The organism is Sinisalibacter aestuarii (genome assembly GCF_027923545.1).
GTDB lineage: Bacteria > Pseudomonadota > Alphaproteobacteria > Rhodobacterales > Rhodobacteraceae > Sinisalibacter > Sinisalibacter aestuarii.
The window spans coordinates 40,639-66,497 of sequence record NZ_BROH01000016.1 but is presented as its reverse complement, the minus strand read 5'-3'; the positions used below and the strand labels follow the sequence as shown (position 1 = coordinate 66,497).

The 25,859-nt window shown below is 66.3% G+C and carries 25 protein-coding genes; 9 read left to right on the top strand and 16 right to left on the bottom strand.

All coding sequences use genetic code 11. The annotated features are described in order from the left end of the window. Nucleotides 1–15 precede the first annotated feature (15 nt). The 3 genes from QMG28_RS19385 to QMG28_RS19375 are packed head-to-tail and all read right to left on the bottom strand — an operon-like array spanning nucleotide 16 to nucleotide 2,880. Nucleotides 16–810 carry an enoyl-CoA hydratase/isomerase family protein gene (locus tag QMG28_RS19385; RefSeq protein ID WP_281843889.1) on the bottom strand — a complete coding sequence of 265 codons (795 nt, stop codon included), beginning with the start codon at nucleotides 808–810 and terminating at the stop codon, nucleotides 16–18. After that, entirely contained in the window at nucleotides 807–1,727 is a 921-nt protein-coding gene (locus QMG28_RS19380) for an acyl-CoA dehydrogenase family protein (RefSeq protein ID WP_281843888.1), read from the bottom strand. Before QMG28_RS19380 ends, QMG28_RS19385 begins: the two co-directional genes overlap by 4 nt. Before the next feature lies 1 nt (nucleotide 1,728). Then, the gene (locus QMG28_RS19375; protein WP_281843887.1) at nucleotides 1,729–2,880 is read right to left on the bottom strand and encodes an acyl-CoA dehydrogenase family protein; all 1,152 of its coding nucleotides are present in this window, start codon (nucleotides 2,878–2,880) and stop codon (nucleotides 1,729–1,731) included. Nucleotides 2,881–3,119: 239 nt separating this feature from the next. On the opposite strand from QMG28_RS19375, the gene QMG28_RS19370 reads away from it, so the two are divergent. Beyond that, complete coding sequence (locus tag QMG28_RS19370; protein ID WP_281843886.1) at nucleotides 3,120–3,938, top strand: SDR family NAD(P)-dependent oxidoreductase; 819 nt, start codon at nucleotides 3,120–3,122, stop codon at nucleotides 3,936–3,938. Here the strand turns inward: QMG28_RS19370 and QMG28_RS19365 are convergent. Beyond that, nucleotides 3,935–5,344, bottom strand: a complete 1,410-nt coding sequence (locus QMG28_RS19365; protein ID WP_281843885.1) for an FAD-binding oxidoreductase — start codon at nucleotides 5,342–5,344, stop codon at nucleotides 3,935–3,937. The genes QMG28_RS19370 and QMG28_RS19365 overlap by 4 nt on opposite strands. Before the next feature lie 15 nt (nucleotides 5,345–5,359). Continuing rightward, nucleotides 5,360–6,142, bottom strand: a complete 783-nt coding sequence (locus QMG28_RS19360; protein WP_281843884.1) for an IclR family transcriptional regulator — start codon at nucleotides 6,140–6,142, stop codon at nucleotides 5,360–5,362. Nucleotides 6,143–6,627: 485 nt separating this feature from the next. Between QMG28_RS19360 and QMG28_RS19355 the strand changes: the two genes are divergently transcribed. The 7 genes from QMG28_RS19355 to QMG28_RS19325 all read left to right on the top strand — a co-directional run bounded on the left by QMG28_RS19355 (nucleotide 6,628) and on the right by QMG28_RS19325 (nucleotide 14,997). Further along, nucleotides 6,628–7,749, top strand: a complete 1,122-nt coding sequence (locus QMG28_RS19355) for an acyl-CoA dehydrogenase family protein (protein WP_281843883.1) — start codon at nucleotides 6,628–6,630, stop codon at nucleotides 7,747–7,749. 2 nt (nucleotides 7,750–7,751) lie between these two features. Continuing rightward, entirely contained in the window at nucleotides 7,752–8,735 is a 984-nt protein-coding gene (locus tag QMG28_RS19350; RefSeq protein ID WP_281843882.1) for an acyl-CoA dehydrogenase family protein, read from the top strand. Continuing rightward, entirely contained in the window at nucleotides 8,722–9,660 is a 939-nt protein-coding gene (locus tag QMG28_RS19345; protein ID WP_281843881.1) for an NAD(P)H-dependent flavin oxidoreductase, read from the top strand. The genes QMG28_RS19350 and QMG28_RS19345 overlap by 14 nt, the downstream gene beginning before the upstream one ends. 352 nt (nucleotides 9,661–10,012) lie before the next feature. Further along, nucleotides 10,013–11,233, top strand: coding sequence for a C4-dicarboxylate TRAP transporter substrate-binding protein (locus QMG28_RS19340; RefSeq protein WP_281843880.1), 1,221 nt, complete (start codon nucleotides 10,013–10,015; stop codon nucleotides 11,231–11,233). A gap of 80 nt (nucleotides 11,234–11,313) precedes the next feature. Further along, complete coding sequence (locus tag QMG28_RS19335; RefSeq protein ID WP_281843879.1) at nucleotides 11,314–11,886, top strand: TRAP transporter small permease subunit; 573 nt, start codon at nucleotides 11,314–11,316, stop codon at nucleotides 11,884–11,886. After that, nucleotides 11,883–13,346: a TRAP transporter large permease gene (locus QMG28_RS19330; RefSeq protein ID WP_281843878.1), complete on the top strand. Its 1,464-nt coding sequence runs from the start codon at nucleotides 11,883–11,885 to the stop codon at nucleotides 13,344–13,346. Before QMG28_RS19335 ends, QMG28_RS19330 begins: the two co-directional genes overlap by 4 nt. 31 nt (nucleotides 13,347–13,377) lie before the next feature. After that, nucleotides 13,378–14,997, top strand: coding sequence for a thiamine pyrophosphate-binding protein (locus QMG28_RS19325; RefSeq protein WP_281843877.1), 1,620 nt, complete (start codon nucleotides 13,378–13,380; stop codon nucleotides 14,995–14,997). A gap of 30 nt (nucleotides 14,998–15,027) precedes the next feature. On the opposite strand, the gene QMG28_RS19320 is transcribed toward QMG28_RS19325, so the two are convergent. Both QMG28_RS19320 and QMG28_RS19315 read right to left on the bottom strand, forming a co-directional pair. After that, complete coding sequence (locus tag QMG28_RS19320) at nucleotides 15,028–16,206, bottom strand: acetyl-CoA C-acyltransferase (RefSeq protein ID WP_281843876.1); 1,179 nt, start codon at nucleotides 16,204–16,206, stop codon at nucleotides 15,028–15,030. Between the two features lie 9 nt (nucleotides 16,207–16,215). Then, entirely contained in the window at nucleotides 16,216–16,983 is a 768-nt protein-coding gene (locus tag QMG28_RS19315; protein ID WP_281843875.1) for an SDR family NAD(P)-dependent oxidoreductase, read from the bottom strand. Between the two features lie 128 nt (nucleotides 16,984–17,111). Here QMG28_RS19315 and QMG28_RS19310 point away from each other — a divergent pair, with 128 nt between their 5' ends. After that, nucleotides 17,112–18,110 carry an AraC family transcriptional regulator gene (locus tag QMG28_RS19310; RefSeq protein ID WP_281843874.1) on the top strand — a complete coding sequence of 333 codons (999 nt, stop codon included), beginning with the start codon at nucleotides 17,112–17,114 and terminating at the stop codon, nucleotides 18,108–18,110. A 49-nt stretch (nucleotides 18,111–18,159) separates the two neighbouring features. On the opposite strand, the gene QMG28_RS19305 is transcribed toward QMG28_RS19310, so the two are convergent. The 9 genes from QMG28_RS19305 to QMG28_RS19265 form a co-directional block, all read right to left on the bottom strand. Beyond that, complete coding sequence (locus tag QMG28_RS19305) at nucleotides 18,160–19,770, bottom strand: FAD-dependent monooxygenase (RefSeq protein WP_281843873.1); 1,611 nt, start codon at nucleotides 19,768–19,770, stop codon at nucleotides 18,160–18,162. 83 nt (nucleotides 19,771–19,853) lie between these two features. After that, the gene (locus QMG28_RS19300) at nucleotides 19,854–20,528 is read right to left on the bottom strand and encodes a TetR/AcrR family transcriptional regulator (RefSeq protein WP_281843872.1); all 675 of its coding nucleotides are present in this window, start codon (nucleotides 20,526–20,528) and stop codon (nucleotides 19,854–19,856) included. An 84-nt stretch (nucleotides 20,529–20,612) separates the two neighbouring features. Then, nucleotides 20,613–20,960, bottom strand: a complete 348-nt coding sequence (locus tag QMG28_RS19295; protein ID WP_281843871.1) for a 2Fe-2S iron-sulfur cluster-binding protein — start codon at nucleotides 20,958–20,960, stop codon at nucleotides 20,613–20,615. An 8-nt stretch (nucleotides 20,961–20,968) separates the two neighbouring features. Continuing rightward, a complete protein-coding gene (locus tag QMG28_RS19290; RefSeq protein ID WP_281843870.1) occupies nucleotides 20,969–22,207 on the bottom strand; it encodes a cytochrome P450 in 1,239 nt (412 codons plus the stop codon). Between the two features lie 29 nt (nucleotides 22,208–22,236). After that, a complete protein-coding gene (locus tag QMG28_RS19285) occupies nucleotides 22,237–22,992 on the bottom strand; it encodes an SDR family NAD(P)-dependent oxidoreductase (RefSeq protein ID WP_281843869.1) in 756 nt (251 codons plus the stop codon). Between the two features lie 205 nt (nucleotides 22,993–23,197). Then, entirely contained in the window at nucleotides 23,198–23,578 is a 381-nt protein-coding gene (locus tag QMG28_RS19280; protein ID WP_281843868.1) for a Rieske (2Fe-2S) protein, read from the bottom strand. Beyond that, the gene (locus QMG28_RS19275; protein ID WP_281843867.1) at nucleotides 23,575–23,886 is read right to left on the bottom strand and encodes a hypothetical protein; all 312 of its coding nucleotides are present in this window, start codon (nucleotides 23,884–23,886) and stop codon (nucleotides 23,575–23,577) included. The genes QMG28_RS19280 and QMG28_RS19275 overlap by 4 nt, the downstream gene beginning before the upstream one ends. A gap of 2 nt (nucleotides 23,887–23,888) precedes the next feature. Continuing rightward, a complete protein-coding gene (locus tag QMG28_RS19270) occupies nucleotides 23,889–25,145 on the bottom strand; it encodes an amidohydrolase family protein (protein WP_281843866.1) in 1,257 nt (418 codons plus the stop codon). A gap of 37 nt (nucleotides 25,146–25,182) precedes the next feature. Further along, nucleotides 25,183–25,854, bottom strand: a complete 672-nt coding sequence (locus QMG28_RS19265) for a 4-carboxy-4-hydroxy-2-oxoadipate aldolase/oxaloacetate decarboxylase (protein WP_281843865.1) — start codon at nucleotides 25,852–25,854, stop codon at nucleotides 25,183–25,185. Nucleotides 25,855–25,859: the final 5 nt, after the last annotated feature.

The window sequence follows — 25,859 nt, the reverse complement described above, 5'->3', positions numbered from 1 at the left end:
GGCCGCCCCGCCGCGTCAGCCCTTCGAGCTTTGCGCGATCCGGGCCTTCAGCGCGGCCACCGCCTCGGCGTGGTCGGGCATCCGCTGGCTCGCGGTCTCATAGGCGATCCCGGCATCCATCGCCGCCGTCGCGATCCGGCGCAGCTCGATATTCGTGACCGCCTTGGTCCAGCGGATCGCCTGCTGGCGGCCCGCGAGCAGCTTGTCGCAGAAGGCATCGACGGCGGCATCGAGCTCACCGGCCGGAACGGCATGGTTGATCAGCCCCAGCGCCGCCGCTTCGGGCGCGGTCAGCAGATCGCCGGTGAGCAGGTATTCCTTGGCCCGCGCGAAGCCGATGAGCTGCGGCCAGATGATCGCCCCGCCATCGCCGGCGACAAGGCCGACGCCCACATGCGGATCGCCGAATTTGGCCTGTTCGGCGGCGAAGATCACATCGCAAAACAGCGCCAGCGTCGCGCCGAGGCCGACGGCAGCGCCGTTGACCCGGGCCACCACGGGCTTTTCGATATCGAGCAGCGCAAAGACGATGCGCTTGGCGTCATGCGCCTCGGCCACGAATTGCGACGGGTCGGCGATCATCTCTTCCATGTGGTCGAGATCGCCCCCGGCTGAAAACGCCTTGCCCCGCCCGGTGAGCAGGATCACATCGGATAGCGGGTCTTCCGCCGCGAAGTGCAGCGCCTCGGGCAAGATCGCGTGCAGCCCGGCATCAATCGCATTCAGCACCTCGGGCCGGTTGAAGGCGATCTCCAGAAGCCGGCCCCGGCGGCTCAGCTCAAGGCCGTAGAATTGCGGCAAGGCGCTCATGCCGCACCCCAGCGGCGCTCGGCGAGCAGGCCGAGATTGCCGCTGGCCCCGCCGAGAGCCGATTTCAACAGCCGGAGGCGATAGCTCCAGCGGTGCAACGGATGTTCCAACGTAATCCCCATCGCCCCCATGAACTGGTGAAAATCATAGACGATCGCGGTGGCCGCGTCCTGCACATATCCAAGTGCTGCGGCAACGGCGACCGGATCGAAATCTTCCGCCGCCCGCATCACCAGCCAATAGCCGCCCTCGATGGCCGCCACGTCTTCCGCGAGCCGATGCTGCATCGACTGGAAACTGCCCAGCGGCCGGCCGAATTGCCGCCGGTCGACGACATGGGCGCGCACCGCATCGAGCGCGCCCTGCAGGGCGCCGGTGATCTCGGCGGCAATGGCAATGCGCCACTGGTCGCGCGCCGCCTCCGGGCTGACCGGCAGTGCCTGCCAGTCAAGCGCCGCGCCGGAGAGAACGCCCATCGGGTAGGCGAAGATGCTTTCGGTCGGCGTAACCGCCCCCTCGGGCAGCAGCGCGGCACGCACGCCGCCATCGGCGATATGGATCACCGATTTCGCCACCGGCAAGAAGCGCGTGGCGCGGTCCAGCGGCCCGTCGATCACCGCCACGGGCCGGGGCAGATCGGGGGCATGAGCGGCGTGCAGCATCGACGAGGCCGCCACTTCGAGCGTGACCGGCAGGCGCGCGGCCCGGTCGATCAGCGCCACCGCCGCGATCGCGCCCAGCGTCTCTTCGGCAATCGCCTCGTAAAACCCGTTTTCCTCCAGCATCCCGTCAAGTTCCGGCGCCAGATCGTAGCGCCGCCAGTCGGGCGAATGGCGCCAGAGTGCGGCGTCGGAGGCCATCATCTGGTCGAGCACCGACAGGAAGGTGGTCTGATCTTCATTGGCTTCGAAGCGCATGTCAGGCCCCGCGCGGCAATTCGAGATGGCGGCGCGCCACGATCTCAAGCTGGATTTCGGCGGCTCCCGCCGCGATGCCCGCGACGATGGCCCGCTCGTGATGGGCAAGGTTCAGCGGATGATCCTCGCCGGAATAGGTGTCGGGCAGAAAGTCGAGGCCGAAATCCGAAACGGCCGCATCGGCCTTGATCACCGCGATCCGGGCAATATTCGCCTCGGTGCCGAGCTTCTGGCCGCGCGCGCGGGTGTCGACCGCGCGATAGACCAGCATCCGCGCCGCCTCGCAGGCCGCCGCAGCCCGTCCGGCGCGCTGGCGCACGTGATCGCCGCCAAACTCTCCGCGCGCCTTCAACTCGCGCACCATGCCGTCGAGCGCGCGGGCCGACAATTCGTAGCGCGGAATGCCCACCCGCTCATTGGCCAGCGAATAGGTGATGATCGACCACGCAGCCCCCTCCTCGCCCAGCCGGGCGGTCACCGGCACGCGCACATCGGTAAAGAATACCTCATGAATGTCGCCATGCCCGATCAGGCTCGGGATCGGGCGCACGTCGATGCCGGGCGTGTCCATCGGCACGAGCAGGATGGCGATGCCGGAGCGGTCACCGGGCTTGCCCGACGTGCGGGCGAGCAGGAAGCAGGTATCGGCGAGCCCGGCGTAAGAGGTCCAGATCTTCGAGCCGTTGATCACGTAGTGATCGCCATCGCGTTCGGCGCGGGTGCGCAGCGCGGCAAGGTCCGACCCGGCATTGGGCTCGGAAAACCCCTGGCACCAGATCGCTTTGCCCGCCGCCATCGGCGGGATATAGCGCTGGCGCTGTTCCTCGCTGCCGTAACGCATGATCGTCGGGCCGATCCAGTTGACATTCATGTATTGCGCACCGCGCGGCTCACCGGCGGCCCACATCTCTTCGCCAAGGATGAAATGCTCCCAGACCGTGCCGTCATGGCCGCCCCATTCGGCGGGCCAATGCGGCACCAGAAGCCCGGCTTCAGCGAGTTTCGGGCAAAAGTCGAGACTGAATTCGGTCTGCTCCCGCGAGCCGGGGCCATGGCGCGCGATCCGGTCGAAATCGGCCGGCAGCTCACGGTGCAGAAAGTCGCGCACCCGCGCGCGGAACGCACGCTCCCGGTCTGTCCAGCCAAATTCCAATTGATCCCCCTTTTACCGCATATTGGGACAATTTTTCGGTCACGATCATTGCCACTCAATCTGCAAATCAACCCAAAAACTGTCAACAAATAAAAGATATGAGGATTGCCGTGTTTGAAATACAGGCATAATCTACAGTCTGGGCGGATAGTTGTCTGACTTTTCGTTCCACTATATGAGAATTATCGCGTCAAGCGATTCCATGATACGCTCGCGCATGAATCCGGAGGGAGGACAAAATGCGGGTTGCACTCATCACCGGGGCCTCTACCGGCTTCGGCCTCGCCACGGCGCAAGCCTTTCTGCGCGCGGGCGTCGCCGTGATCGGCGTAGCGCGCGATCCGGGCAAGCTTTCGGAGATGGAAACCGCCTGCGCCGGCCTCGCCGCGCCGCTCGTCACGCTGCCGCTCGACGTGATGGCCGACGACGCGCCAGCGCGTGCGGTCGGCCTTGCGATGGAACGGTTTGGCCGGCTCGACCACCTTGTCAACAATGCCGGGATCGGCGCTCCAAAGCCGGTGCACGAAACCGACGACGATACGCTCGACTACTATCTCGGCCTGATGCTGCGCGCGCCCTTCCGCATGTGCCGCGAGGCGCTGACGGTCTTTGGCGACGAGGCAACCATCGTCAATGTCAGCTCCACTTACGGGCTGCTCGGCGGGCTGCGCGGCGGCGCCTATTCGGCGGCCAAGACCGGGCTGATCGGCCTTACCAAACACATGGCGGCGCAATATGGGTCCGCCGGTATCCGCTCCAATGCCGTCGCGCCAGGCGTGATCCGCACCCCGATGACCGAGGGGCGCACCGAGCTGGACAGCGTGCGGCGGATGAATGACGAGATGACGCCTGCCCCGCGCATGGGGCTGCCCGAAGACGTGGCGGAAGCGATCTTCTTTCTCTCCTCGCCCGCCTCCGGCTGGATCAACGGCCAGGTGCTCGCCGTTGACGGCGGCTGGTCGACCACGAAATATCTGTCGGAAGAGGCGCTCACCGCCGAGCGCAGCTTTGTCGACCCCGGCTTCACCCATTCCGGGCGAGTGCCGAAAAAGACCTAATCGGGCAGGATCTTGCCCGGGTTGAGGATGTTATCCGGATCGAGCGCGCGCTTGATCCGGGCCATCATATCCACTCCCGCACCATGTTCGCGCCGCATATAGCGCCGCTTGCCCTGGCCGATCCCATGCTCGCCGGTGCAGGTGCCATCCATCGCGATGGCGCGCTCGGACAGGCGCTCTAGCATCGCCTCGGCGCGCGCGATCTCGTCGGCATCGTCCATGTCGACATAGAGCGCGACGTGAAAGTTGCCGTCGCCCACATGGCCCAGGATCGGCCCGAACAGGCCCGACGCGGCGATATCGGCGGCGGTCTCGGTCACGCATTCGGCCAGGCGCGAGATCGGCACGCAGGCATCGTTGGGGATCGGGCGCTTGCCGGGCACGATGGTTTGCATGGCAAAGTAAAGCTCGTGGCGCGCCTTCCACAGCCGGCTGCGCGCCTCGGGGCGCTCCACCCAGTCAAACCCCGAGCCGCCGACATGGGCCGCCAGCTCGCCAAACAACTCCGCCTGCTCCGCCACCCCTGCCGGCGTGCCGTGGAATTCGAGCAACAGCAGAGGCTGTTCCGGCAGGCCCAGCCCGGCATGGGCGTTCACCGCCTGGACGCAGCCGGTATCCATCAGCTCGATCCGCGCAATCGGAATGCCCGCCTGCCGGCACAGCGTCGTCGCCTCGCAGGCCGCGCCCACGCCGGGGAAAGAGCAGATCGCCGCCGCCATCGCCTCCGGGATACCGTGCAGGCGCAGGGTGATCTCGGTGATGATGCCCAGCGTGCCTTCGGCACCGATCAGCAGATGGGTTAGATCGTAGCCCGCCGAGGATTTCGGCGCGCGCTGGCCGGTCTTGACGATGCTGCCATCGGCCAGCACCGCGGTAAGGTTCCTGACGTTATCGGCCATCGTCCCGTAGCGGACGGCATTGGTGCCGGAGGCGCGGGTCGAGACCATGCCGCCGATCGAGGCATTGGCGCCGGGGTCGATGGGGAAGAACAGGCCGGTATCGCGCAGATAGGCGTTGAGATCCTCGCGGGTCACCCCCGGCTCGACGATCACATCGAGATCCTCCGCGTTCACCGCGATAATCCGGTTCATGCCCGACAGATCCACGCTGATGCCACCCAGCGGCGCGTTCAGCCCGCCTTCCAGCGAGGTGCCCGCCCCGAACGGGATCACCGGCACCTTATGCGCCGCGCAGATCCGCACCACCGCCTGAACCTCCTCCGTCGAACGGGTGAAGACCACGGCATCCGGCGGCTGGTTCGGCATATAGGTGGAGGTATGACCATGCTGGGTGCGGATGCCCGGCTTGCGCGAAAGCCTGTCGCCAAAGGTCGCTTCAAGCGCGGCAATCGCTCGTTCGAGCGCCTCCGGATCGCAGGGTGCCGCCGTCACATCCGTAAGGCTCATCGTCCCGCGCCGCCCCTAAATCCGCGCCGCGCGCATTTTTTCGGCGGTCTTGCGCAGGCTCGTCATCAGCCGCTTCCAGGTGGCGATCTTTTCCTCCGTCGCAAAGGATTGATGCACCGCGACCGAGATCGCGAGGGTGGCGGACTCGCCGGTGCCGGGCAAGGCCATCGCGAGGCCATAGACACCATCGACCACCGATCCGCGGCTTTCGGAAAACCCGGTCTCGCGCACCCGCGCCACGTTCCGGCGGATCTGTTCGGGCGACAGGTTCGGGTATTCGTCCAGATAGGGGCGCAGGGCCTGCAGCGTGCTTTCGATCACCTCGTCCGAGCATTGAGCCAGCAGGGCCGTTGCCCCGGCCCCGACGCCAAGCAGGCGGCGCTGCCCCGGCTGCACCGGGATCGCCCGCAAGACGGACGTGCCCTCCGCCTTGTGCAGACAGACCGATTCCGAACCGCTGCGACCCATCAGGTAGGTCGTCGCGCCGGTCTGGTTGCGGAACTCGTCGATCACCGGGGCCCATTGCATGATCTCGCGCTCGCGCAGACCCGAGGCAAGGCTGAGCTCAAAGGCCAGCGGACCGATCGTGTAGCGCTTGGACGTATCGTTGTATTCCAGCAGATGCTCGTCGAGCAGCGCCTTCAGGATACGGTGCGCGGTGGAGCGGCTCAGGCCCGTGGTTTCGGTCAGATCGCGCAACTTGACGCCGGTGCCGCCGTTCTGCGCCACCTGTTTGAGCAGCGTTGCCGCCCGGCGGATTGCCTGGGTGCCATCCTGTTTTGCGCTGTTGTCATCCATGCGAAAGCCCGGTCTGATAAATGTCGGTCGGCCCAAGGTCTACCCTGCGAAGACCGGGGGCGGTAGATGAATATGGTCGCAGGCCACCCATGACGGGCGGTGGCTCATTGTCCTGAATTATGGAACTTTTTTACAATTGTCGAGAGAAACCCAGCGCGATGCAGAAGCAATGGGGACAGAACGCAGGCCATAGGCCAAACTGAATGCCGGCACAGGACGTTCTGATACATCCGTAAAATATGACTTATTTTTCATCCTCCAGAAAGTATCGTCGCATACGCATCCTGGGAATCCCGGTCGCGGATGGGCCGCAATCGACATCCCAATATGTAGAACATATGTGTAAAATCCTTGACGAAAAAGCCCCGCGCCAGCAGGATCCCGCGCGATGGGGCCGCGACGGCCCGGACCGCCGGAATGAGGGGCAGCAGATGCGCTTGAACAACAGCCAGGGTCAGCACCGCATCACCGCGCGGGGGCTATAAGTGCAGATCGAATTCACCAGCGAAGACGAGGAATTCCGCGCGGCGGCGCGCACCTGGCTCGGCGAAAACATACCCGCCGGCCCCGCCCCGCATGATGGACCGGCCTCGCGCGCCTATGCGCTCGACTGGCTGAAGCGCTGCCATGCCGGTGGCTGGTCGGGGATCGCCTGGCCCGCCGCGTTCGGCGGACAAGGGCTGACGCCCGAAAGGCTCATCACCTGGTATGAGGAATATGTGGCGGCCCGCGCGCCCTCGGTGCTCGATTGCAGCTTCGTTGCCGTCAACCATGCCGGGCCAACGCTGATCGCCTGCGGCTCGCCGGAGCAGCAGGCCTTTCACCTGCCCAGGATCCTCGCGGGCGAGGTGATCTGGTGCCAGGGCTTCTCCGAGCCGGGAACCGGGTCCGACCTCGCCTCGCTCAAAACCTCCGCCGTGGTCGAGGGCGACGAGCTGGTGGTGAACGGCCAGAAGATCTGGTCGAGCTTCGCCGACATCGCCGATTATCAGGAATTGCTGATCCGGACCGAGCCGGGATCGAAGCGGCACAAGGGCCTGTCATGGGTGATCTGCGACATGAAAACGCCCGGCATCACCGTGCGCCCGATCGAGAACATGGCCGGGGCCACGCATTTCGCCGAGGTGTTCTATGACGATGTGCGCATCCCGCTCGCCAATGTGGTTGGCGGGCTGGGCGAGGGCTGGCGCGTGGCGATGACCACGCTCGGCTTCGAGCGCAGGACGGCGGCGATGGGGCTGCAGCTCGATCTGTCGATCAAGGTGGAAGACCTGATCGCGATGGCCGCCCCGCTTGCGGGCAGCGCGATGGCAGAGCGCCTCGCCGATCTGCGCGCGGAGGCGGCGGCGCTGCGCGCGATGACCTACCGGACAATGTTCCGCGACCCGGCCACCCCCTTCGACGGCTCGATGATGCGGCTGCATTTCGGTGAGCTGGCCCAGCGCGTCTACGCGACGGCGATGGACATTCTCGGCCCCGACGCCCTGTGCGACAACCGCTGGAGCTACGACTACCTCGAAGCCTACAGCGAAACCATTGCCGGCGGCACCGCCGAGATTCAGCGCAACATCATCGCCGAGCGCATCCTCGGCCTGCCGCGGGAGTGACCATGACCTGCGATCTGAACCGGACCGAAGACCAGCGCCAGATCCTCGACGCCGCCGAGGCGATGCTGCAGGCCGCCTACCCGGTGAGCCGGCTGCAGGATGGCGGCCCCGACGACCTTGCCGAAATCGCCGCGTTTGGCGCCTATGCGCTGGCACTGCCGGAGGAGCGCGGCGGCACCGGGTTTTCGCTGGTTGAGGAGGCCCTGCTGCACAGCCTGTTTGGCCGGGCGCTGATCTCGACCAATGCGCTGGCGGCGGCGCTGGCGGCGCGGCTCGCGCCCGACGAGATTGCAGACGCCATCATCGACGGCAGCATGTCCGTCTGCTGCGCCCTGCCCAACCGGGGCCGCGCGATGCTGATCGACGGCGCGGCGGCGGAGCTTGCCCTGATCTTCGACGGCGACACGCTGCGGCTTGCCCGGATCGCCGATACGGCGCAGACTCCGGCGGACGGACTCGGCCACGGCCTTGCCATTTCCTTCACCGATCCTGTGCATGAGATCGCCGCCAGCGATGCGGCGCAGCCGCGCGCCACGGCGGATGTGCTGATCTCGGCCCAGCTTCTTGGCGGCGCCGAGGCGGCGCGCGATCTGGCCGTCGATTATGCCATGGTGCGCCAGCAATTCGGCAAGCCCATCGGGGCGTTTCAGGCGATCAAGCATCATTGCGCCAATATGGCCATCGGCGCCGAAATGGTCTCGGCTCAGCTCGACATGGCCGCGATCGCCCTGCGCGACGGGCGGGCTGACGCCGCGTTTCAGGCCGCCGCGCTGCGCCGTCTCGCGGGCCGGGTCGCGCTCGACAATGCCCGCATCTGCATTCAGGTGCATGGCGGTATCGGCTTTTCCGCCGAGGCGCCCGCGCATCATTACGTCAAACGCGCGCATCTTCTGCGCAGGCTCGGCCAGGCCCCCGACTTCCTGGCGCTCGCCGCCGCCCTGCCGCCACTCACCCCGCCGAACGAGGCTCACCATGCCCCTTCCTGACGCCTTCAAAGGCCTGCGGCTGCCCGCCATCGCCTCGCCGATGTTTCTCACCTCCGGGCCCGACCTCGTGGTCGAAACCTGCAACGCGGGTGTCATCGGCACCTTTCCGGCCCTCAATCAACGCACCACCGAAGGCTTCGCCGACTGGCTGGCCGAAATCGACGCGCGCCGCACCGAAGGGGCCGCGCCCTACGGGGTGAACCTGATCGTGCACAAGTCGAACCCGCGCCTGCAGGCCGACCTCGACGCCGCCATCGCCCACAAGGTGCCGCTGATCATCACTTCGCTCGGGGCGGTCGCGGAACTGGTCGAGGCGGTGCATGCCTATGGCGGGCTGGTATTTCATGACGTGATCAACCGCCGCCACGCCGAAAAGGCCGCCGAAGCCGGGGTGGACGGAATCATCGCCGTCGCCGCCGGGGCGGGCGGGCATGCCGGCACGCTCAGCCCCTTCGCGCTGGTCAGCGAGATCCGCGAGGTATTCGGCGGCACCATCGTGCTTGGCGGCGCGATCAATACCGGCGCGCAGATCGCCGCCGCCCGCCTCATGGGGGCGGACATGGCCTATCTCGGCACGCGCTACCTCGCCACGCAGGAGGCGATGGTGCAGCCGGCCTATAAAAACATGATCGTCGACAGCCGCGCCGCCGATATCCTCTATACGCCGAACATCTCCGGGGTGAACGCCAACTTCCTGCGCCCCTCGATGGTCGCGGCGGGGCTCGACCCCGACAATCTGCCCGCGCATGGCGAGATGGATATGCAGAACGAGGCGCGGGCCTGGAAAACGGTCTGGTCGGCGGGGCACGGTGTGGGCGGCATTCACGATCTGCCCAGCGCGCGGGCGCTGAGCGAACGACTGATCGGCGAATACCACGCCGCAATGCGCGCCGCTGCATCCGACCCGTTCCTGACCGCCCCCTGATCCCCGCACGGCATCGCCCGGTGCGCTGGCGGCCTGTCAGGGGCCGCGAGAGATTCGCACACTCGGCTGGCAGAAAATTATGCCCACATAATGGAACATATTTCCGCCAGTGCTCCCCTCATTTTCGAGAAAGCCCGTGCCGCAAGGCCAAAATCAAGCCAGACACGACAATAAAGCCGGGTTACGCTTGATATTCTCGCTCAAATCTGCAGTAAAATGCCCGCAGGACAATTGGCGTTGAGATAATGCGTCATAACATTGTCCCATATGGTAGGAGACTTAAGGCTCCGCTTGTCGCGCATCGGAAGGCGCGACCGGACAAAAGGACCGGCACCGCCGGCGGGAGGATAGAATGACGAAACACCTAGGCTTGACCACGGCGTCGGCCGCAGTGGTGGCCGCATACGGCCTGCTCGGCGCGGGCGCCGCGCTCGCGCAGGACGACTGGCTGGCAAATCTTGAGCCGATGACGCTGAAGCTCGCCGATTTCTCGGGCGACCAGACGGCCAATTTCGGCAAGGCCATGGTGGCGTGGGAGGAAAGCATCACCGCGTTCACCGATGGCAAGATCACCTTCGAGAACTACTGGTCGTCGTCGCTGCTCAACGCGCTCGACACGCTGCAGGGCGTGGGCGACGGGGTGGCCGATATCGGCCTGATCATCCCGTCCTACATGCCGCAGGAACTGCCCGTGGGCTCATGGCTCTTCGGCCTCGGCGGGGCGCTCAGCGGCTCGACGGTGCATGACGTGGCCGCCGGTGGCGCGACGGCGCTGGAAACGGTGCTGACCCTGCCCGCGCTCACCGAGGAATATGCCCGCCATAACGTGGTGGTGCTGCAAGGCACCTCGACCCCGGCATATAACCTGCTTTGCAACACGCCGATCTCTTCGCTTGCCGATGCGGAGGGCAAACGCGCCCGCGCCATCGGTGCGGTCTGGTCCGACACGGTCGAGGCGCTTGGCATGACGCCGGTGTCCATCGCCTGGAACGAAGCCTATGAGGGCCTCCAGCGCGGCGTGTTCGACTGCATGGTGATCAACCCCAACCAGTACGTGAACGGCCTTGTCCTGAAAGACGTGGCACCGGAATTCGTGCCGGTGACGATGGCGCAGCTCCAGTCGTCGACCTGGGTGATGAACAAGGACATCTGGGATGGCTTCCCGGTGGAATTGCAGAACTTCATCACCGAGGCCAACGCCAAGGCCGCCTATGAGATCTGGATGGGTTATCTCGAAATCGAGGCCCAGGCCGGCGATCTGATCGCGGCTGCCGAAGAGATCCACACCAACGACGTGTCGGAGATCGAACCCGTCGCCGCCGCCCAGCGCGCCGAGGCCGTTGCCGCCCTCGCCGGAACCGCGCCGGGCGCGGTCGAAAACCCGCAGCAGGTGATCGACGATTACCTCGCCCGGATCGACTACTGGACCGCGGCGCTGGAAGCCGACGGCTACATGGTGACCGAGCGCACGCCGGAAGCCATCCTCAAGGCCTTCGCCGGTCTGCGGGATGTCGACCTCGCGAATTTCTTCGCCAGGTACAACGAAGAAGTCACCTCGACACTGATGAAATAAGCTATCATTCCCCCGCCCGCCCGGTGCATCCGGGCGGGCGGAGTCTTGTCTGAACTGCCGGGTGGGAAAGCAGGCGCCACATGCCCAAGACGCAGCATCGCGATGAGCCCGGCCAAGCCGGGCGTCTGCCCGCCATCCTGCGCGTGATCGACCGGATGAGCGATATTTTCGCCTTCGGCGCGGCCACGGCGCTGGTGCTGCTCGCCGTCAACGTGTTGATCGACGTGGTCGGGCGCGCCTTTTTCAACACACCGCTGCACGGCACGCTGGAATATACCGAGAACTGGTGGATGCCCGCGCTCACGCTTCTCGCCTTCGCCTTCTCCGAAAAGCACCAGGAGCATATCAAGGTCACGATCCTGCTCGACTCGCTGCCGCTCAGAATGCGCCAACTGATCGAAGGATCCTTTGGCCTGCTCACCGTGATCCTGCTGATGGGGCTGACCTGGTACACGCTCAGTTCGGGCCTCGAAAGCGCCTCTTATCGCCAGACCACCGCCGGCCACCCGCCGGTGGCGATCTGGCCGTTCAAGCTGCTCGCCGCAATCGGCGTGGCGATGCTGACGCTTCAAATCGCCGCCACCACGCTGCGCCAGTTCCTCGGGATGATGCCCACCGCGCGCAGCCTCGATACCGATGCGGATATCGTATGACCCGGCCTCTCGCGCACCGTTCTCACCGCGTCGCCCGCACGATCTTCATCATCGGGCTGCTCGCCGCCGCCGGTGCGGTGGGGGCCATGCTGTTTCTCGATCTGTCGAAACAGGCAATCGGCGGGCTCGTCATCATCCTCAGCATCGTGCTTCTGCTGATGGGCATCCCGGTGGGGATCGCCATGCTTGGCGCGGCGCTGATCGGGCTGCATGCCCTGAGCGGTATGCGCGTCGTTGCCTCGACGATGGAACGCGCCGCGTTCGACGCCACCGCGTCGTGGTCCTACAGCGTGATCCCGATGTTCATCCTGATGGGCATGATCCTGTGGAAATCCGGCCTGACCGCCTCGGCCTTCGAGGCCGCGCGGCGCTGGCTCGGCTGGCTGCCCGGCGGCCTTGCCGTGGCCACCAACTTCGCAGGCGCGGTGCTCGCGGCCAGCAGCGGCAGCACCATTGGTATTACCTACGCGCTCGGGCGGGTCTCGATCCCCGAAATGCTCAAGGCCGGCTACAAGCCCCAGCTCGCTGTCGGCAGCGTCGCCGCCGCCGGCACGCTCGGGCAGATCATCCCGCCAAGCCTGCTGCTCGTCGTCTATGCCGGGGCCGCCTCGGTGCCGGTGGGGATGCAATTGCTGGCCGGGATCGTGCCCGGCCTGATCCTCGCCGGATCATTCGCGGTGATCATCATCGGCCATGCGATGATCAGCCCCTCCCTCGCGCCACGGGTGGATATGAGCCAGGTCACCTGGCCGATGCGGCTGCATTCGCTGGGTGACACGCTGCCGATCATGATCGTTGTGACGGTGGTGATCGGCGGGCTCTTCGCGGGGATCTTCACCGCCACCGAAGCGGGCGTGGTCGGCATGTTCACTGCCCTGTTCTTCGGTGTCGTCCAGATGCGCCGGAGCGGCACGGCCTGGCGCGCGGTCTGGCGGATGATCCGCGAGTCGATCGTCGGCACATTGCACGGCACAGCCTCGGTCTTCCTCCTCATCGTCGGGGTCGAGGTGCTGACCCGCGCCATGGCGCTGAGCCAGGTGCCCAACGCGCTCGCCAGCGGCATCGTCGAGATGGGATTTGGCCGGGTCGAGCTGCTTTTGCTGCTGATCCTCGTCTATCTCTTCCTCGGCATGTTCATGGACACGCTGGCGATGATGCTGCTCACCATCCCGGTGCTGCTCGCGCCCTTGCAGGCCATCGGCGTCGACCCGCTGTGGTATGGCGTCTTTCTCGTCGTCATGGCCGAGGTCGGGCTGCTGACCCCGCCGCTCGGGATTCTGACCTTCGTCGTGCACCGAATAGCGCTCGATCCAGAGGCAAATCTTGGCAAGACGATCTCACTCAGCACCGTGTTCAAAGGCGTCGCACCCTTCGCCGTCACCGCCATGCTCGTGCTCCTGTTCCTGATCTTCTTCCCCGGCGTCGTCACCTGGCTGCCGGAGATGAGCGTCGGGTCATAAGCCAGGCCGGCCAGCCAGAACGGACCCCGCAATGAAGGTTTACGAAGCCCTCGCCCAAGCCCTCGCCGACAATGGCGCCACCCCGCTCTGCGGCCTCGTGGGCGATGCCAACGCCTATCTGGTGAACAGTTTCGTCTCCGCCCATGGCGGGCGATACGTTGCCACGGCGAACGAAAACGGCGCGGTGCTGGCAGCGATGGGGGCGGCGATGCTGACGGGCGGGGTGGGCTTCGCCACCGTCACGCACGGGCCGGCGCTGACCAATTGCGTCACCGCGCTTGCCGAGGCGGCGCGCTCCTTCACCCCCCTCGTGCTCCTCTGCGGCGACACCGCCGAGGCCGACCGCGAGAACCTGCAGAACATCGACCAGCGCGAGGTGATCCTGTCGTCCGGTGCCGGGTTTGAGCAGATGCGCTCGGCAGGTTCCGCCCTGGGCGACCTCGCCCGCGCGGTGCGCCGCGCCCGCAGCGAGCGGCGGCCCATCGCCTTCAACATGCCCGCCAACCTGCTCTGGGACGAGACCGATTACCGGCCCGTCGCCTGGGAGGTGCCCGGCCTGCCGCCGGGCCGGATCGAGGGCGAGGCGCTCGACAATGCCGTGGGCATGATCGCCGCCGCCCGCCGCCCCGTGGTGCTGGCCGGACGCGGCGCGATCGACGCGGAAGCGCGCGCGGCGATCCTGCGGTTTGCCCGGCGGATCGAAGCGCCGCTCGCCACCACGATCCGCGCCAAGAACCTGTTTGCCGGCGAAGATCATGCGCTTGGCGTTTACGGCACGGTCAGCACGGCCCAGGCGAGCGAGGCGATCCTCGGTGCGGATTGCCTGATCGCCTTCGGCGCGGGGCTGAACTTTCACACGACCGCGCAAGGCTCGTTCATCGAGGGCAAGCGGGTGATCCAGGTGGCCGACCGGGCGCAGGATCTCGGCCGTGGCGCGGTGGCCGATGTGGCGATCCTCGGGCGCAGCGCCGATGTGGCGGAAACCTTTCTCTACTGGCTCGACGAGGCCGAGATACCGGGCTCCGGGTTCACCCGGACCTTGCCGGCGCAGGGCCTCGACCAGCCACAAACCCCCGAGGCCCGGCTTGTGTCCGATGGCACGGTTGACTTCCTGCCCACGCTCGCCCGGCTCAATGCGCTTCTGCCGCAGGATCGCACATTGGTGACCGATGCGGGCCGCTGGATGGTGCGCAGTTACGGCACGCTGACGGCACCGGGTCCGCGCGACTTCATCACCACCGCCAGCTTCGGCTCCATCGGCCTTGGCATGGGTGCGGCAATCGGTGCGGCGGCGGCGCGGCCCGGTCGGCCCACGATCCTGTTCTGCGGCGACGGCGGCTTCATGCTGGGCAACCTCACCGAGTTCAACACCGCCGTGCGCGAGCGGCTCGATCTGATCGTGGTGGTGTTCAACGATGGCAGCTACGGCGCGGAATATATCCAGCTGCGCGACAAGCAGATCGCCCCGGATATCTCGCTGTTCAACTGGCCGGCGCTGGCGCCGCTGGCCATCGCGCTCGGCGGTGACGGAACCACGATCGCATCCGATACCGATCTCGACGCGCTGCCCGGCAGGCTCGCGGCGCGAGACCGCAGCAAGCCCTATCTCATCGACGTGAAGCTCGACCCGGAGCAGGTGGCGATGTGGTAGCGGCGCGGCGCGCCCCTGCCCGCCGCCGCGCTACATCCGCTCAATCGCAATCGCCGTCGCCTCACCGCCACCGATGCAGAGCGAGGCCACGCCGCGCTTCTGCCCGTGGGTTTCGAGCGCGGCGAGCAGCGTGACGATGATGCGCGCGCCGGAAGCCCCGATCGGGTGGCCCAGCGCGCAGGCGCCGCCATGCACGTTCACGATATCATGCGGCAGGCCGAGATCGCGCATCGCCGCCATCGCCACCACCGCAAAGGCCTCGTTGATCTCGACCAGATCGAAATCGGTGAGCGCCAGTCCGGTGCGCTCCATCAACCGGCGGACCGCCGTGATCGGGGCGGTGGGAAAATTCTCGGGCCGGTCGGCAAAGCTGGCATGGCCCAGAATGCGGGCGCGCGGGGTGAGGCCGCGCCGCTCCGCCTCGGAGGCCCGCATCAGCACCAGCGCCGCCGCTCCGTCGGAGATCGACGAGCTGTTGGCCGCCGTGACCGTGCCGCCCTCGCGGAAGGCCGGCTTCAGCAGCGGGATCTTGTCGAGCCTTGCCTTGCCGGGCTGTTCGTCGGTGTCGACCACCCGCTCGCCCGCCCGGCTGGTGACGGTGACCGGGGTGATTTCAGCGGCGAAGGCCCCATCGGCGATGGCCTTTTGCGCCCGCTTCAGCGAGGCGATGGCAAAGGCATCCTGATCTTCGCGCGAGAACTGGTAGGCTTCGGCGCAATCCTCGGCAAAAGACCCCATGAGACGGCCGGATTCATAGGCATCCTCCAGCCCGTCAAGGAACATGTGGTCGATCACGTGACCATGCCCGACCCGCGCGCCGGACCGCATCTTCGGCAAAAGATAGGGGGCGTTGGTCATGCTCTCCATCCCGCCCGCCATCACGATCCGCGCCGAACCGGCGGCGATCAGATCATGCGCCAGCATCGCCGCCTTCATGCCCGAGCCGCACATCTTGTTCACGGTGGTCGCGCCCGCACCATAGGGCAGCTTCGCCTTCAGCGCCGCCTGGCGGGCCGGTGCCTGCCCCTGCCCGGCGGGCAGCACACAGCCCATGAACACTTCGTCGATAGCCTGGCGGTCAAGCCCGGCAACGGCCGCCTCTATCGCCCGGGCGCCCAGCGCCGAAGCTTCCACATCATTGAAATCGCCATGAAACCCGGCCATCGGCGTGCGCGCCGCGCCGGTGATGACGATGGGATCGCTGTCCATGCTCTTCTCCTATTTCGGGGCCATGCGCAGAGCGCCGTCAAGCCGGATGACCTCGCCGTTCAACATCTGATTTTGCACGATATGCCGCACGAGCGCAGCATATTCCGCCGGGTCTCCGAGCCGCGGCGGGAAGGGCACGGTGGCGCCGAGGCTGTCCTGCACCTCCTGCGGCAAGCCCGCCATCATCGGCGTGGCGAAGATGCCGGGCGCGATGGTGACAACGCGGATGCCATGGCGCGCAAGCTCGCGGGCGGCAGGCAAGGTGAGCGAGGCCACCCCGCCCTTCGAGGCCGCATAGGCCGCCTGCCCGATCTGGCCGTCGAAGGCGGCGATGGAGGCTGTGTTGACGATCACCCCGCGCTCGCCGTTCTCACCGGCTGCGTTATCCGCCATCGCCTCGGCGGCGAGGCGCAGCATGTTGAAGGTGCCGATAAGGTTGATGCTGATCGCGCGGGCGAAAGTCTCAAGCTTGTGCGGGCCGTCGCGGCCAAGAACCTTTTCGCCCGGGGCCACGCCCGCGCAGCTCACCGCCACGTCGATCTGCCCGAACGCATCGCGCGCGGCCCTGATCGCGGCTTCGCCCTCGCTGGCGGAGTTCACATCGGCCCGCACGAACAGGGCGTTCTCGCCCAGCTCCGCCGCCACTGCCGCGCCGCGCGCCTCATCGACATCGACCAGCACCGCCTTGCCCCCGGCCTCCACCGCCATCCGGGCCACCGAGGCTCCAAGGCCGGACCCGGCCCCCGTCACCAGAAATACGCGATCCACGACATCCATGCCGTTCCTCCCCAAGCGGATATGACGCCACTGTCGCGGCCCCGCGCAACAGGATGCGCCGAACAGCTATTGCAGGCAATGACATCGGCAGGCAGAATTAATGATCGGAACTGCCATATATGAAGGCCATGGAACGGCGACAGATCTCACCCGGCTTCGTGCGCGATGCGCTGCGCTGCCTCGATGCCGAGGGCATCGACCCGGCCCCGCTGCTCGACCGCGCGGGCATCGCGCGCGATCTGAGCGAGCCTGTGTCGAACCTCCAGTACGGCGCGCTCTGGCGCGCTATTGCAGCCGGGATCGGCGACGAGTTTTTCGGCGAGGGTCATCGCCCGATGCGGCCCGGCAGCTTCGCCCTGATGGGACACGCCGTGCTGCATGCGGGCAATTTCGAGCGCGCGCTGCGGCGGGCGCTCGCGTTTCTCGACGTGGTGCTCGACGGCCCTCTTGGCCAGCTACGCATCCGCGAGGGCCGTGCCGAGATCGTTCTGGCCGATCCGCATGGCCCGCGCTCGGCCTTCGCCTATCGCACCTACTGGCTGATCGTGCTTGGCCTGATGAGCTGGCTGGTCGGGCGGAGGATCGCGCTGGCCCGCGTCGAGTTTTCCTGCGAAGCACCGCCGAACCGCTCGGATTATCACCAGTTTTTCGGCGCGCCCGTGACCTTCGGCCAGAGCGAATGCAGCCTGAGCTTCTCCACCCGATACCTGTCACTGCCCACGATCCGCTCGGAGGAGGCGCTGGCGCGGTTCCTGCAGGGCGCGCCCGCCAACATCCTGCTGCGCTACCGCCACGATCAGGATATCTCGGGCCGGGTGCGCGCGCATCTGCGCGCAACGCCCTTCGGCCAATGGCCCGGCTTCGACGCACTCGCCGCCACGCTCTCGCTCTCGCCCGCAACGCTGCGCCGCCGTCTGCGCGCCGAGGGGCAGAGCTACCTCACGATCTGCGACGAGCTGCGCCACACCGAGGCGCGCCGCCTCCTGACCGGGACCGACAGGACAATCGCCGATATCGCCATGGAACTGGGCTATGCCGAACCCGGCGCCTTTCACCGCGCTTTCAGGAAATGGGCGGGCCTCACGCCGGGGCAGCTCCGCAGAGCGGAAGGCAAACCATCCCGGTGAACCGGCCGGCGGCGCCTTACACCGGGCGCATGGCGCATCCGGCGTTCGCTCATTCCTCGCCGACGGAAACGCAATGGCGCAGGATCGCGGCGGCTGGCGGCGCCTCGGCCCCAAGCGCTTGCGCCCAGGCCACGAAGCCATCGGGCCGGACCAGAACCGCCTGCGCCGCAAGCCTCTCCATCTCACCGACCTCCGCTTCCAGCACAGCACATGGCACGCTCAGCGCCTCGGCCGCGCGGGTAAAATCGGCGGCCTGATCCGCGCCCGGCGGCGTGAGCAGAGCGTAACCGCCTGAAAGCCGTTCCTGAACCAGACCGCCCATTGCCACCGTCACGGGCACGAGATGGTGGCCCGCGCGCGCCACTTGCGAATGGCCGCCGATGGCGCTGGTCTCGCCCGCGCCGCCCAGAACGATGGGCGAGCCGGAATAATGCGGCTCATAGCGGTCCACCTCGCTGGCGGCAAAGGCGGCGCGGCCCTGCCAGCTGCGCGCGAATTCATCGGCATCCTGCTCGGGCGAGCGGCTGCGCAGAAAGGCGCGGTCGTTGTCGATCGAGGCTTCGATGAAATCGCGCGCGACCGAGGCGAAGACGGGCTGACGCTCGGCGGAGTAGCTGTCGAGGAGCGCCTCGCTGCCCCAGCCATTGATCCGCGCGGCGAGCTTCCAGCCAAGGTTGCGGGCATCTTCCAATCCGTTATTGACCCCGTAGCCGCCATAGGGCGGATGGCTGTGGCAGGCGTCGCCGGCGATGAACAGCCGCCCGGCCCGGTAGCTGTCGGCCACGGCGAAGCGCAGGTTCCAGAAACCCGAATAGATCACGTCAAGCGCGATCGGCCGCCCGATGGCGCGGGCCACGAGCGGCGCGAAATCTTCAGGTGCATAATCCTTCTCCGGGTCCACCGGCGCGTGGAAAAACCAGCTTGGCGGCGTCTCGCCCCCGCCCATGTCGACCCGGCCGAAGAACTGCCAGTACCCGTCGAGCTCCGGGGTCAGAACGTTCATGAACGCCTTGCCCGGATAGGCGTCCATCACGCGCTCCATCTCTTCGGAGCGGAAGACCAGCAGCGCCATCTTCTTGTGGTGGTCCGAAACCGTCTGGGTGATCCCCGCCGCATCGCGCAGCAACGAATGCGCCCCGTCGCAGCCCACCGCATAGGCCCCGGCGATACGATGGGCGGTGCCCGTCGCGCCATCCTCGGCCTCGACCGTCACGCCCTCCGGCCCCTGTTCCACACCCGTCACGCGCCAGCCAAGCCGCAGCTCGATCTCTGGCCGAAGGGCGGCCTCGGCGCGCAGCACGTTTTCCATCGCATATTGCGGCAGGCGGGCATTGGCGCTGGCGTAGTAGCGCGCGACGCTTTCCCGCTTCAGCCAGTCGTAATGCAGGCCCCGCAACAACGAGCCATAGGCCGTCATCCCGCCGCCGCCGACCTCGGGCGGCACGGTGACGGCGGCGCGCAGCGCGCGTTCGATCCCCCAATGCAGAAAATGCTCCGCCGTGCGCTGGGTCAGGTTCTGGCCCTTGGGCACATTGTGCATCCGGGGCCGCCGCTCGAAGACGATGCTGCGCACGCCGGATTGCGCCAGTTCCAGCGCCAACCCAACCCCCACCGGCCCGCCGCCGACGATCAATACCCGATCCGTTTCAGATGGTTGCACCTTTATCCTCCCCAAAGTCGCTTACGGCTTGAGGTGATAATTTTATCATATTGTGCGAATTTTCAAGTCTGAAATTGCATCCGTCACCTCATCAGCAACGAAATCACCGCCTGTGCATGGTCCTTTTCAAAGCTCTCGGCGGTCGCATCCACGCCCGTCACAAGCCCGATCTCGTCACTGAGGCCGAAGATCGAGGAGGCGAGAAACAGGATGTAATAGAGGTTCGGCAGCGGCACGTCCCGCACCAGCCCGGCCCGCTGGCCGCCGGCAAGGATCTGCGTCACCACCCGGTAGATCGGTTGAATATGGCGCGCAGCGAGCCAGCCGAGCATATCGGCATCATCGCGGTTGATCTCGGCCATCGCCTTCTGGATGTAAGGATAGTTGCTCGCGGGCCATGAGGCGATGAAGCCGATCACGCCCCGCAGGAAGCTTGCGTCGTCCAGCCCCGACAACGCGGTGATCCTGGCATGGAAATCGTTGCGAAACCGGCCAAAATAGGCATCCATCGCCGCCTGCCAGAGCCCGATCTTGGCGCCAAAATGGTAGCGGATCAGGCTTTGCGGCACGCCCGCTTCCTTCGAAATCTCGTGGGTCGAAACCGCGTCATAGCCGAAATCGAGAAACTTGCGCTCAGCCACGCCGACAATGGTTTCGCGCACATGGGCCGACCGCTGGCGCGACGGGTCGGCCTCTTCGTGAAAGGCGAGCGCCGCGAAGGCATCGCCCGCCATGAGTGTGTCGCGTATCTCGCTCATCTGTCCGGTCTTTCCCGTCCGGGGCTCCGCGCCCGCCTGCGCAGCCAAACATGCGCGACCGGGGCGGTCAACGCACCGCGCCTGTCAGAACGCACTGGCGGGCGCGACCGTGATCTCCATCCCGTCCAGTTCCGGCCGCAGGATCACCTGGCAAGACAGGCGCGACTGCTCTGTGCGGTCTTCGGCGAAGTCGAGCAGATCCTCCTCGGTCGGGCTGATCGGCGGCAGGAATTCGGGCGCGGCCTTGCGCAGATAGACATGGCAGGTGGCGCAGGAGCACGATCCGCCGCAGGTGGCGGCGATCTCGTCACAGCCGCTCGCGCGGATCGCCTCCATCGCGGAGATACCAGCCGCGCCGGTGATCTCGCGGCGGGTGCCATCGCGGGTTTCCAGATGGAACGTGACCATCGTATTTACTTTCACTATGCCCATCAATCCACTCATTTCACTGTAAATTTCACCGGGAGGCTGCTCAACCCGCTGATGAAGGAGCTTGGGGAATAGCTGGGCGTGCCGTTCAGTGCGATCTCGTCGATCCGGTCGAAGAAGGCGAGGAAGAATTGCCTGATCTCCAGCCGCGCGAGGTGCTGGCCGAGGCAGGCATGGGGGCCGGAGCCAAGCGCCAGATGCGGGTTCGGCGCGCGGTCGACGCGGAACTCTTCCGGCGCCTCGACCATATCGGCATCGAAGCCGGGCGACGGGAAGGCGAGCATCACGCTGTCGCCCGCCCTGATCGCGGTTTCCCCGATCCGCGTATCCTCGGCGGCGGTGCGGAAGAAGTGTTTGACCGGCGCCACCCAGCGCAGCATCTCCTCGACCGCGCTGTCGATCAGCGACACGTCGGCGCGCAGCTTCTGCATCTGGTCCGGGTTCTCGATCAGCGCCAGCAGCCCGCCGGCGATGGTGGCCGCGGTCGTGTCGTGCCCGGCGGTGGCGACGGTGAGGCAGTAGGAGAGCGATTCAAACTCCGGCAACGGCGCCCCGTTCACCGTGCCGTTGGCGATGGTGGTGGCAAGGTCGTCGCGCGGATTTTTTCGCCTGTCTTCAAGCACATCCCGGAAGTAGCTGAAGAAGCCGAGCTGTGCCTGATCCCTCTGTTTGCCGAACTCGTCACGCGACTTTTCCTCGAAGATTTCGCGCGTGAGTTTCAGCATCAGCGCCTCATCCCCGGCGGGCACGCCGAGCAGCGCCATGATCACCCGCAACGGATACCACACCGCCACGTCCTGCACGAAATCCGTCTCCGGCCCCTTGTAGATCAGGCGGCTGACGAATTCCTGCGCGATCGCGTCGATCTCGTCGGTCATCCGGCGCACCGAGGGCAGCAGGAAGTTGCGGCTGGTGATGGCGCGCACCTGCCGATGCTCCTCGCCATCCATATTGTTCATCGAGCGGATGATTTCCTTGTGCCCCGCCTGCCTGGCGGCCAGCGCCTCTTCCACCGCGACAGGCCGCATCACCGCGCGCGGCGCGTTGAGGAACACGCTGGCGCGGCTTTCGACCGAGTGCACATCCGCGTGGCGCGAGACCAGCCAGAACGGCGCGATGCCTTCGGGCGCGGTCCAGCGCACCGGCTCCTCGCGGCGCAGATGGGCAAACAGCGCGTGATAGGTGGCGCGGTCCATATAGGTGCGAGGATCGGCGATCATCGCGTCGATATTTCCGAAATCGTGAGCCATCTGGTCCTCCCTGACCCTGTTGATCCTGCTCAGTGCATCACCGCGCCGCCATCGACCACGAGGGTCTGGCCGGTGATGAATCCCGCGGCGTCGCCCGCGAGAAAGGCGACCGCGCCGGTCAGATCGCCGGGCACCTGGTCGCGTTTGATCGCGCGGGCATTGCGGGCGCGTTCCTGTTGCGGATCCTCGGCCCCGGCGCTGCGCGCCAACACGCCCTCGCTCAGCGTGTAGCCCGGCGCTACGGCGTTGACGGTGATCCCGTCCGCCCCCATCTCGCGCGCCATGCTGCGCGTCATCGCCGTCAGCGCCCCTTTGGTGGCGACGTAATGCAGCATCATCGGCGGGGCCGAGAACACGGTGGCGGAGGTGATGTTGATCACCCGCCCGGCCCCGGAGCGCTTCAGCAGCGGCCAGGCGGCGCGCACGATGTGCAGCACCCCGGTGACGTTAACGGCAAAGACCCGCTCCCATTCATCGAGCGGCAGATCGGCAAAGCTGGCGCGGGTGATATTCGTGAACAGCCCGGCATTGTTGACCACGATGTCGAGCCCGCCGAACCGGCTGCGGGCGGCCTCTACCGCCGCGGCCACCTGGCCTGCATCGGTCACATCCATCTGCACACCAAGGGCCGCCTCAGCGCCGATCCGCGCAGCCGCACGCTCGGCGCCGGCCACATCGCCCAGCACCACCCGCGCGCCCTGACGCGCGAGTTCCGCCGCCAGATCGAAACCAATGCCCGATCCCGCCCCGGTAACCAGCGCCACTTTTCCCGAAAGATCCGCCACGTCATTCCCTCCCCGGATGCCACATGGTGATTCTGATTATTCTCATATTTCGAGATTATTTACACACTTTGTTTGTTCAAGCAAATAAGTTTATGTGTGACCCACAATCCCTTGTTTAAATACGGAAAAGGGCGGCGCACTTGGCGCCGCCCTTCCAGGGAGTGGACCTGCCCGACGCACCGGGCAGGTCCGAAATCCGATGACCTTACAGGGTCACAACCACCTGTCCCGCCTCCACACGAACCGGCACCGCCTTCAGCCGGTGACGGTCGTCGATGGCATGGCGGCCATTCAGGATATCGAACTCGAAGCCATGCCAGGGACAGACCAGCATCTTTTCATCCTGCGAAAGCTGAAGCCCCCTGCTCTTGCGCGTCGCCTCGTCGACGCCCTGCAGGGTGCGCGGCACGATCTTGCCCTGGCAGACCGGCCCGCCCAGATGCGGGCAGACATTGTGCCAGGCCCGGATCTCGCCCGCGATGAAGTAGACGCCGATCGACACACCGTCGATATCGAGCACGATCCTCTCGCGCTCCTTCAGCTCGTCATAGGCGCCGATGGCGATGTCGCGGCTGTCTGCGCTCATGCCACCCTCCTGTACCAGATCGCGAGATCGAACAGGTTGATATCCGCCGCTTCCATCAGCGCGGTCACCAGCACCACGCTTTGCGTGGCATTGAGGCCGTGCGGCGGAAAGGCAAGCTCCTGCTTGCCCTCGATATCGGTGCGCGCCGAAAACAGCCGCGCACCGGCCGCGATCAGATCGGTGATATCGGCATCGGCCACGTCATCGGGCAGCCGCCCGGCGGTCAGCCGTTCGGTGAGGGCGGACAGCTCCGCCACCAGCTCGTTCAGCCGCGCCACGTCCTGCGCCTGAATGTTGTCATTCGTCATCGTCACGATCTCCCCGGTCGGCCCGCCAGCACCTGATCGGCCTTCGGCTTCAGCGGCGTGGTATCGAGGTTGAACAGGCGCGCGGCGTTGAGGCCGAGAATGTTGCGCTTCGCCTGATCCGAGAGGAAGGGCAGCGAGGTGATGGTCGAGGGCGGATCCCAGTCCCAGTGCGGCCAGTCGGACGAGTAGAGAAGCTGCGTCTCGGCCTTCATCACCTTCATCGTCGCTTCGAGCAGCTCCATGTTGGTGCGTTCGAGCGGCTGGCTCGTATACCACATCTCCTGCATGTATTCGCTGGGCAGGCGCTTCATGCCCGGCGCCTCGCTCGGGCGCATCAGCACCTCGTGGTCGAGCCGCTGCATCAGGAAGGGAATCCAGGCCAGCCCGCTTTCGACCCAGAGCATCTTCAGCTTCGGAAAGCGCTCGGGCATGGCGTTGATGAGCCAGTTCGTCACGTGGATCTGGTTGTAATGCGTGAACGACAGCGCATGCATCGACAGGAAGCGGTTAAGCTGGGCAAACGAGGGATCGCCCCAGTGATAGCCCGAATGGAAGGCCAGCGGCTTGCCCGTCTCCTCGATCATCGCGTAGAGCCGCATATATACGTCCGAATGGATCGCGTTGTTGCGGGTCGAGCAGACGGTGAAGCCGATGATGTCATCCGCACCGGCATATTTCTCCACCAGCGCCTCGCAGGCTTCCGGGGTGTTGTAGGGCAGATAGAGCAGCCCTTTCAGTCGCCGGTCCATCGGCAGGATGCGTTCGACCATCCAGCGGTTGAAGGCGCCCGCCAGCGCCACCTCCACCTCGTCCTGCGGGTGCATCCCGAGCAGCAGCATCGCCGAGGGAAATACGATCTGATAGTCGAGCCCCATCGCATCCATCCCGCGTTGCGCGGCGATGACGAAGGGGTGCCCCTCGACGCCCTCGACCGGCTCGCGGCGGCCCTGATGCCCGATCCGCCCGCCGACGCTCTGATGCGACAGGCCCGGCGCGATGTTCAGCAGCGCGTTGTTGCCGCCGAACCCCTTGAGCTGGGTCATCCCCAGATCGCGCAGATAGTCGTTGTCGATCAGCTCGATCACCTCGCCCCAGAAGTGGTCTTCAGACACATGGGCGTCGATATCGACGACGAAGTAATCGTCATAGGCGGCCTGGGCCTGGCTTGTCGCCCGGGCCAGCACGTCGCGGGTGTCGGACTGGCCGTGAATGGCCTCCAGCTCCCGGATGCGTGCCGCCTCCAGCTTGTTGCTTGTCATGATCCTCCCTTTCGTATTGGAGCGCCTGTCCCCGTCCCTAACGGTAGCTCAGCCCCTTGCCGATGGCGGGCTGCCTGAGATCGTAAAGATCGAGGCTCAGGGTTCCTTTTTGCAGTTCGCGGCGTTTTTCGTCTTCATTGGCGATCCGCGCGCGGGCGGCGGCCAGAACCTCGTCGGCACGGGCGCGCGGCACCACGACGACGCCATCGTCATCGGCCACCACCACATCGCCGGGCTGCACGATGGCCCCGGCGCAGGAGATCGGCAGGTTCACCTCACCCAGCGTTTCCTTCACCGTGCCCTGCGCGCAGACGGCGCTGGACCAGACCGGAAAGCCCATCGCGCGCAGATCGCGTGTATCGCGCACGCCCGCGTCGATCACCAGCCCCCGGCAGCCCAGCGCCATCGCCGAGGCGGCCAGCAGATCGCCGAAATAGCCCGCATCCGAGGGCGAGACGGGCGCGACGACGAGCATGTCGCCGGGCGCCACCAGTTCGAGCGCGATATGGATCATCCAGTTGTCGGCGGGCGGTACCGAGACGGTTACGGCGCTGCCGGCGATGGCGCGGTCCTGCTGGATCGGCCGCATCCGCGACGACATCAGCCCGACCCGGCCCATCACCTCGTGCACCGTCGCCACGCCGGCCTCGGCCAGCCCGTCGATGGTGGCCTGCGCGGCGCGCTCGATCTCTTTCACGGCAATATTCATGGCCG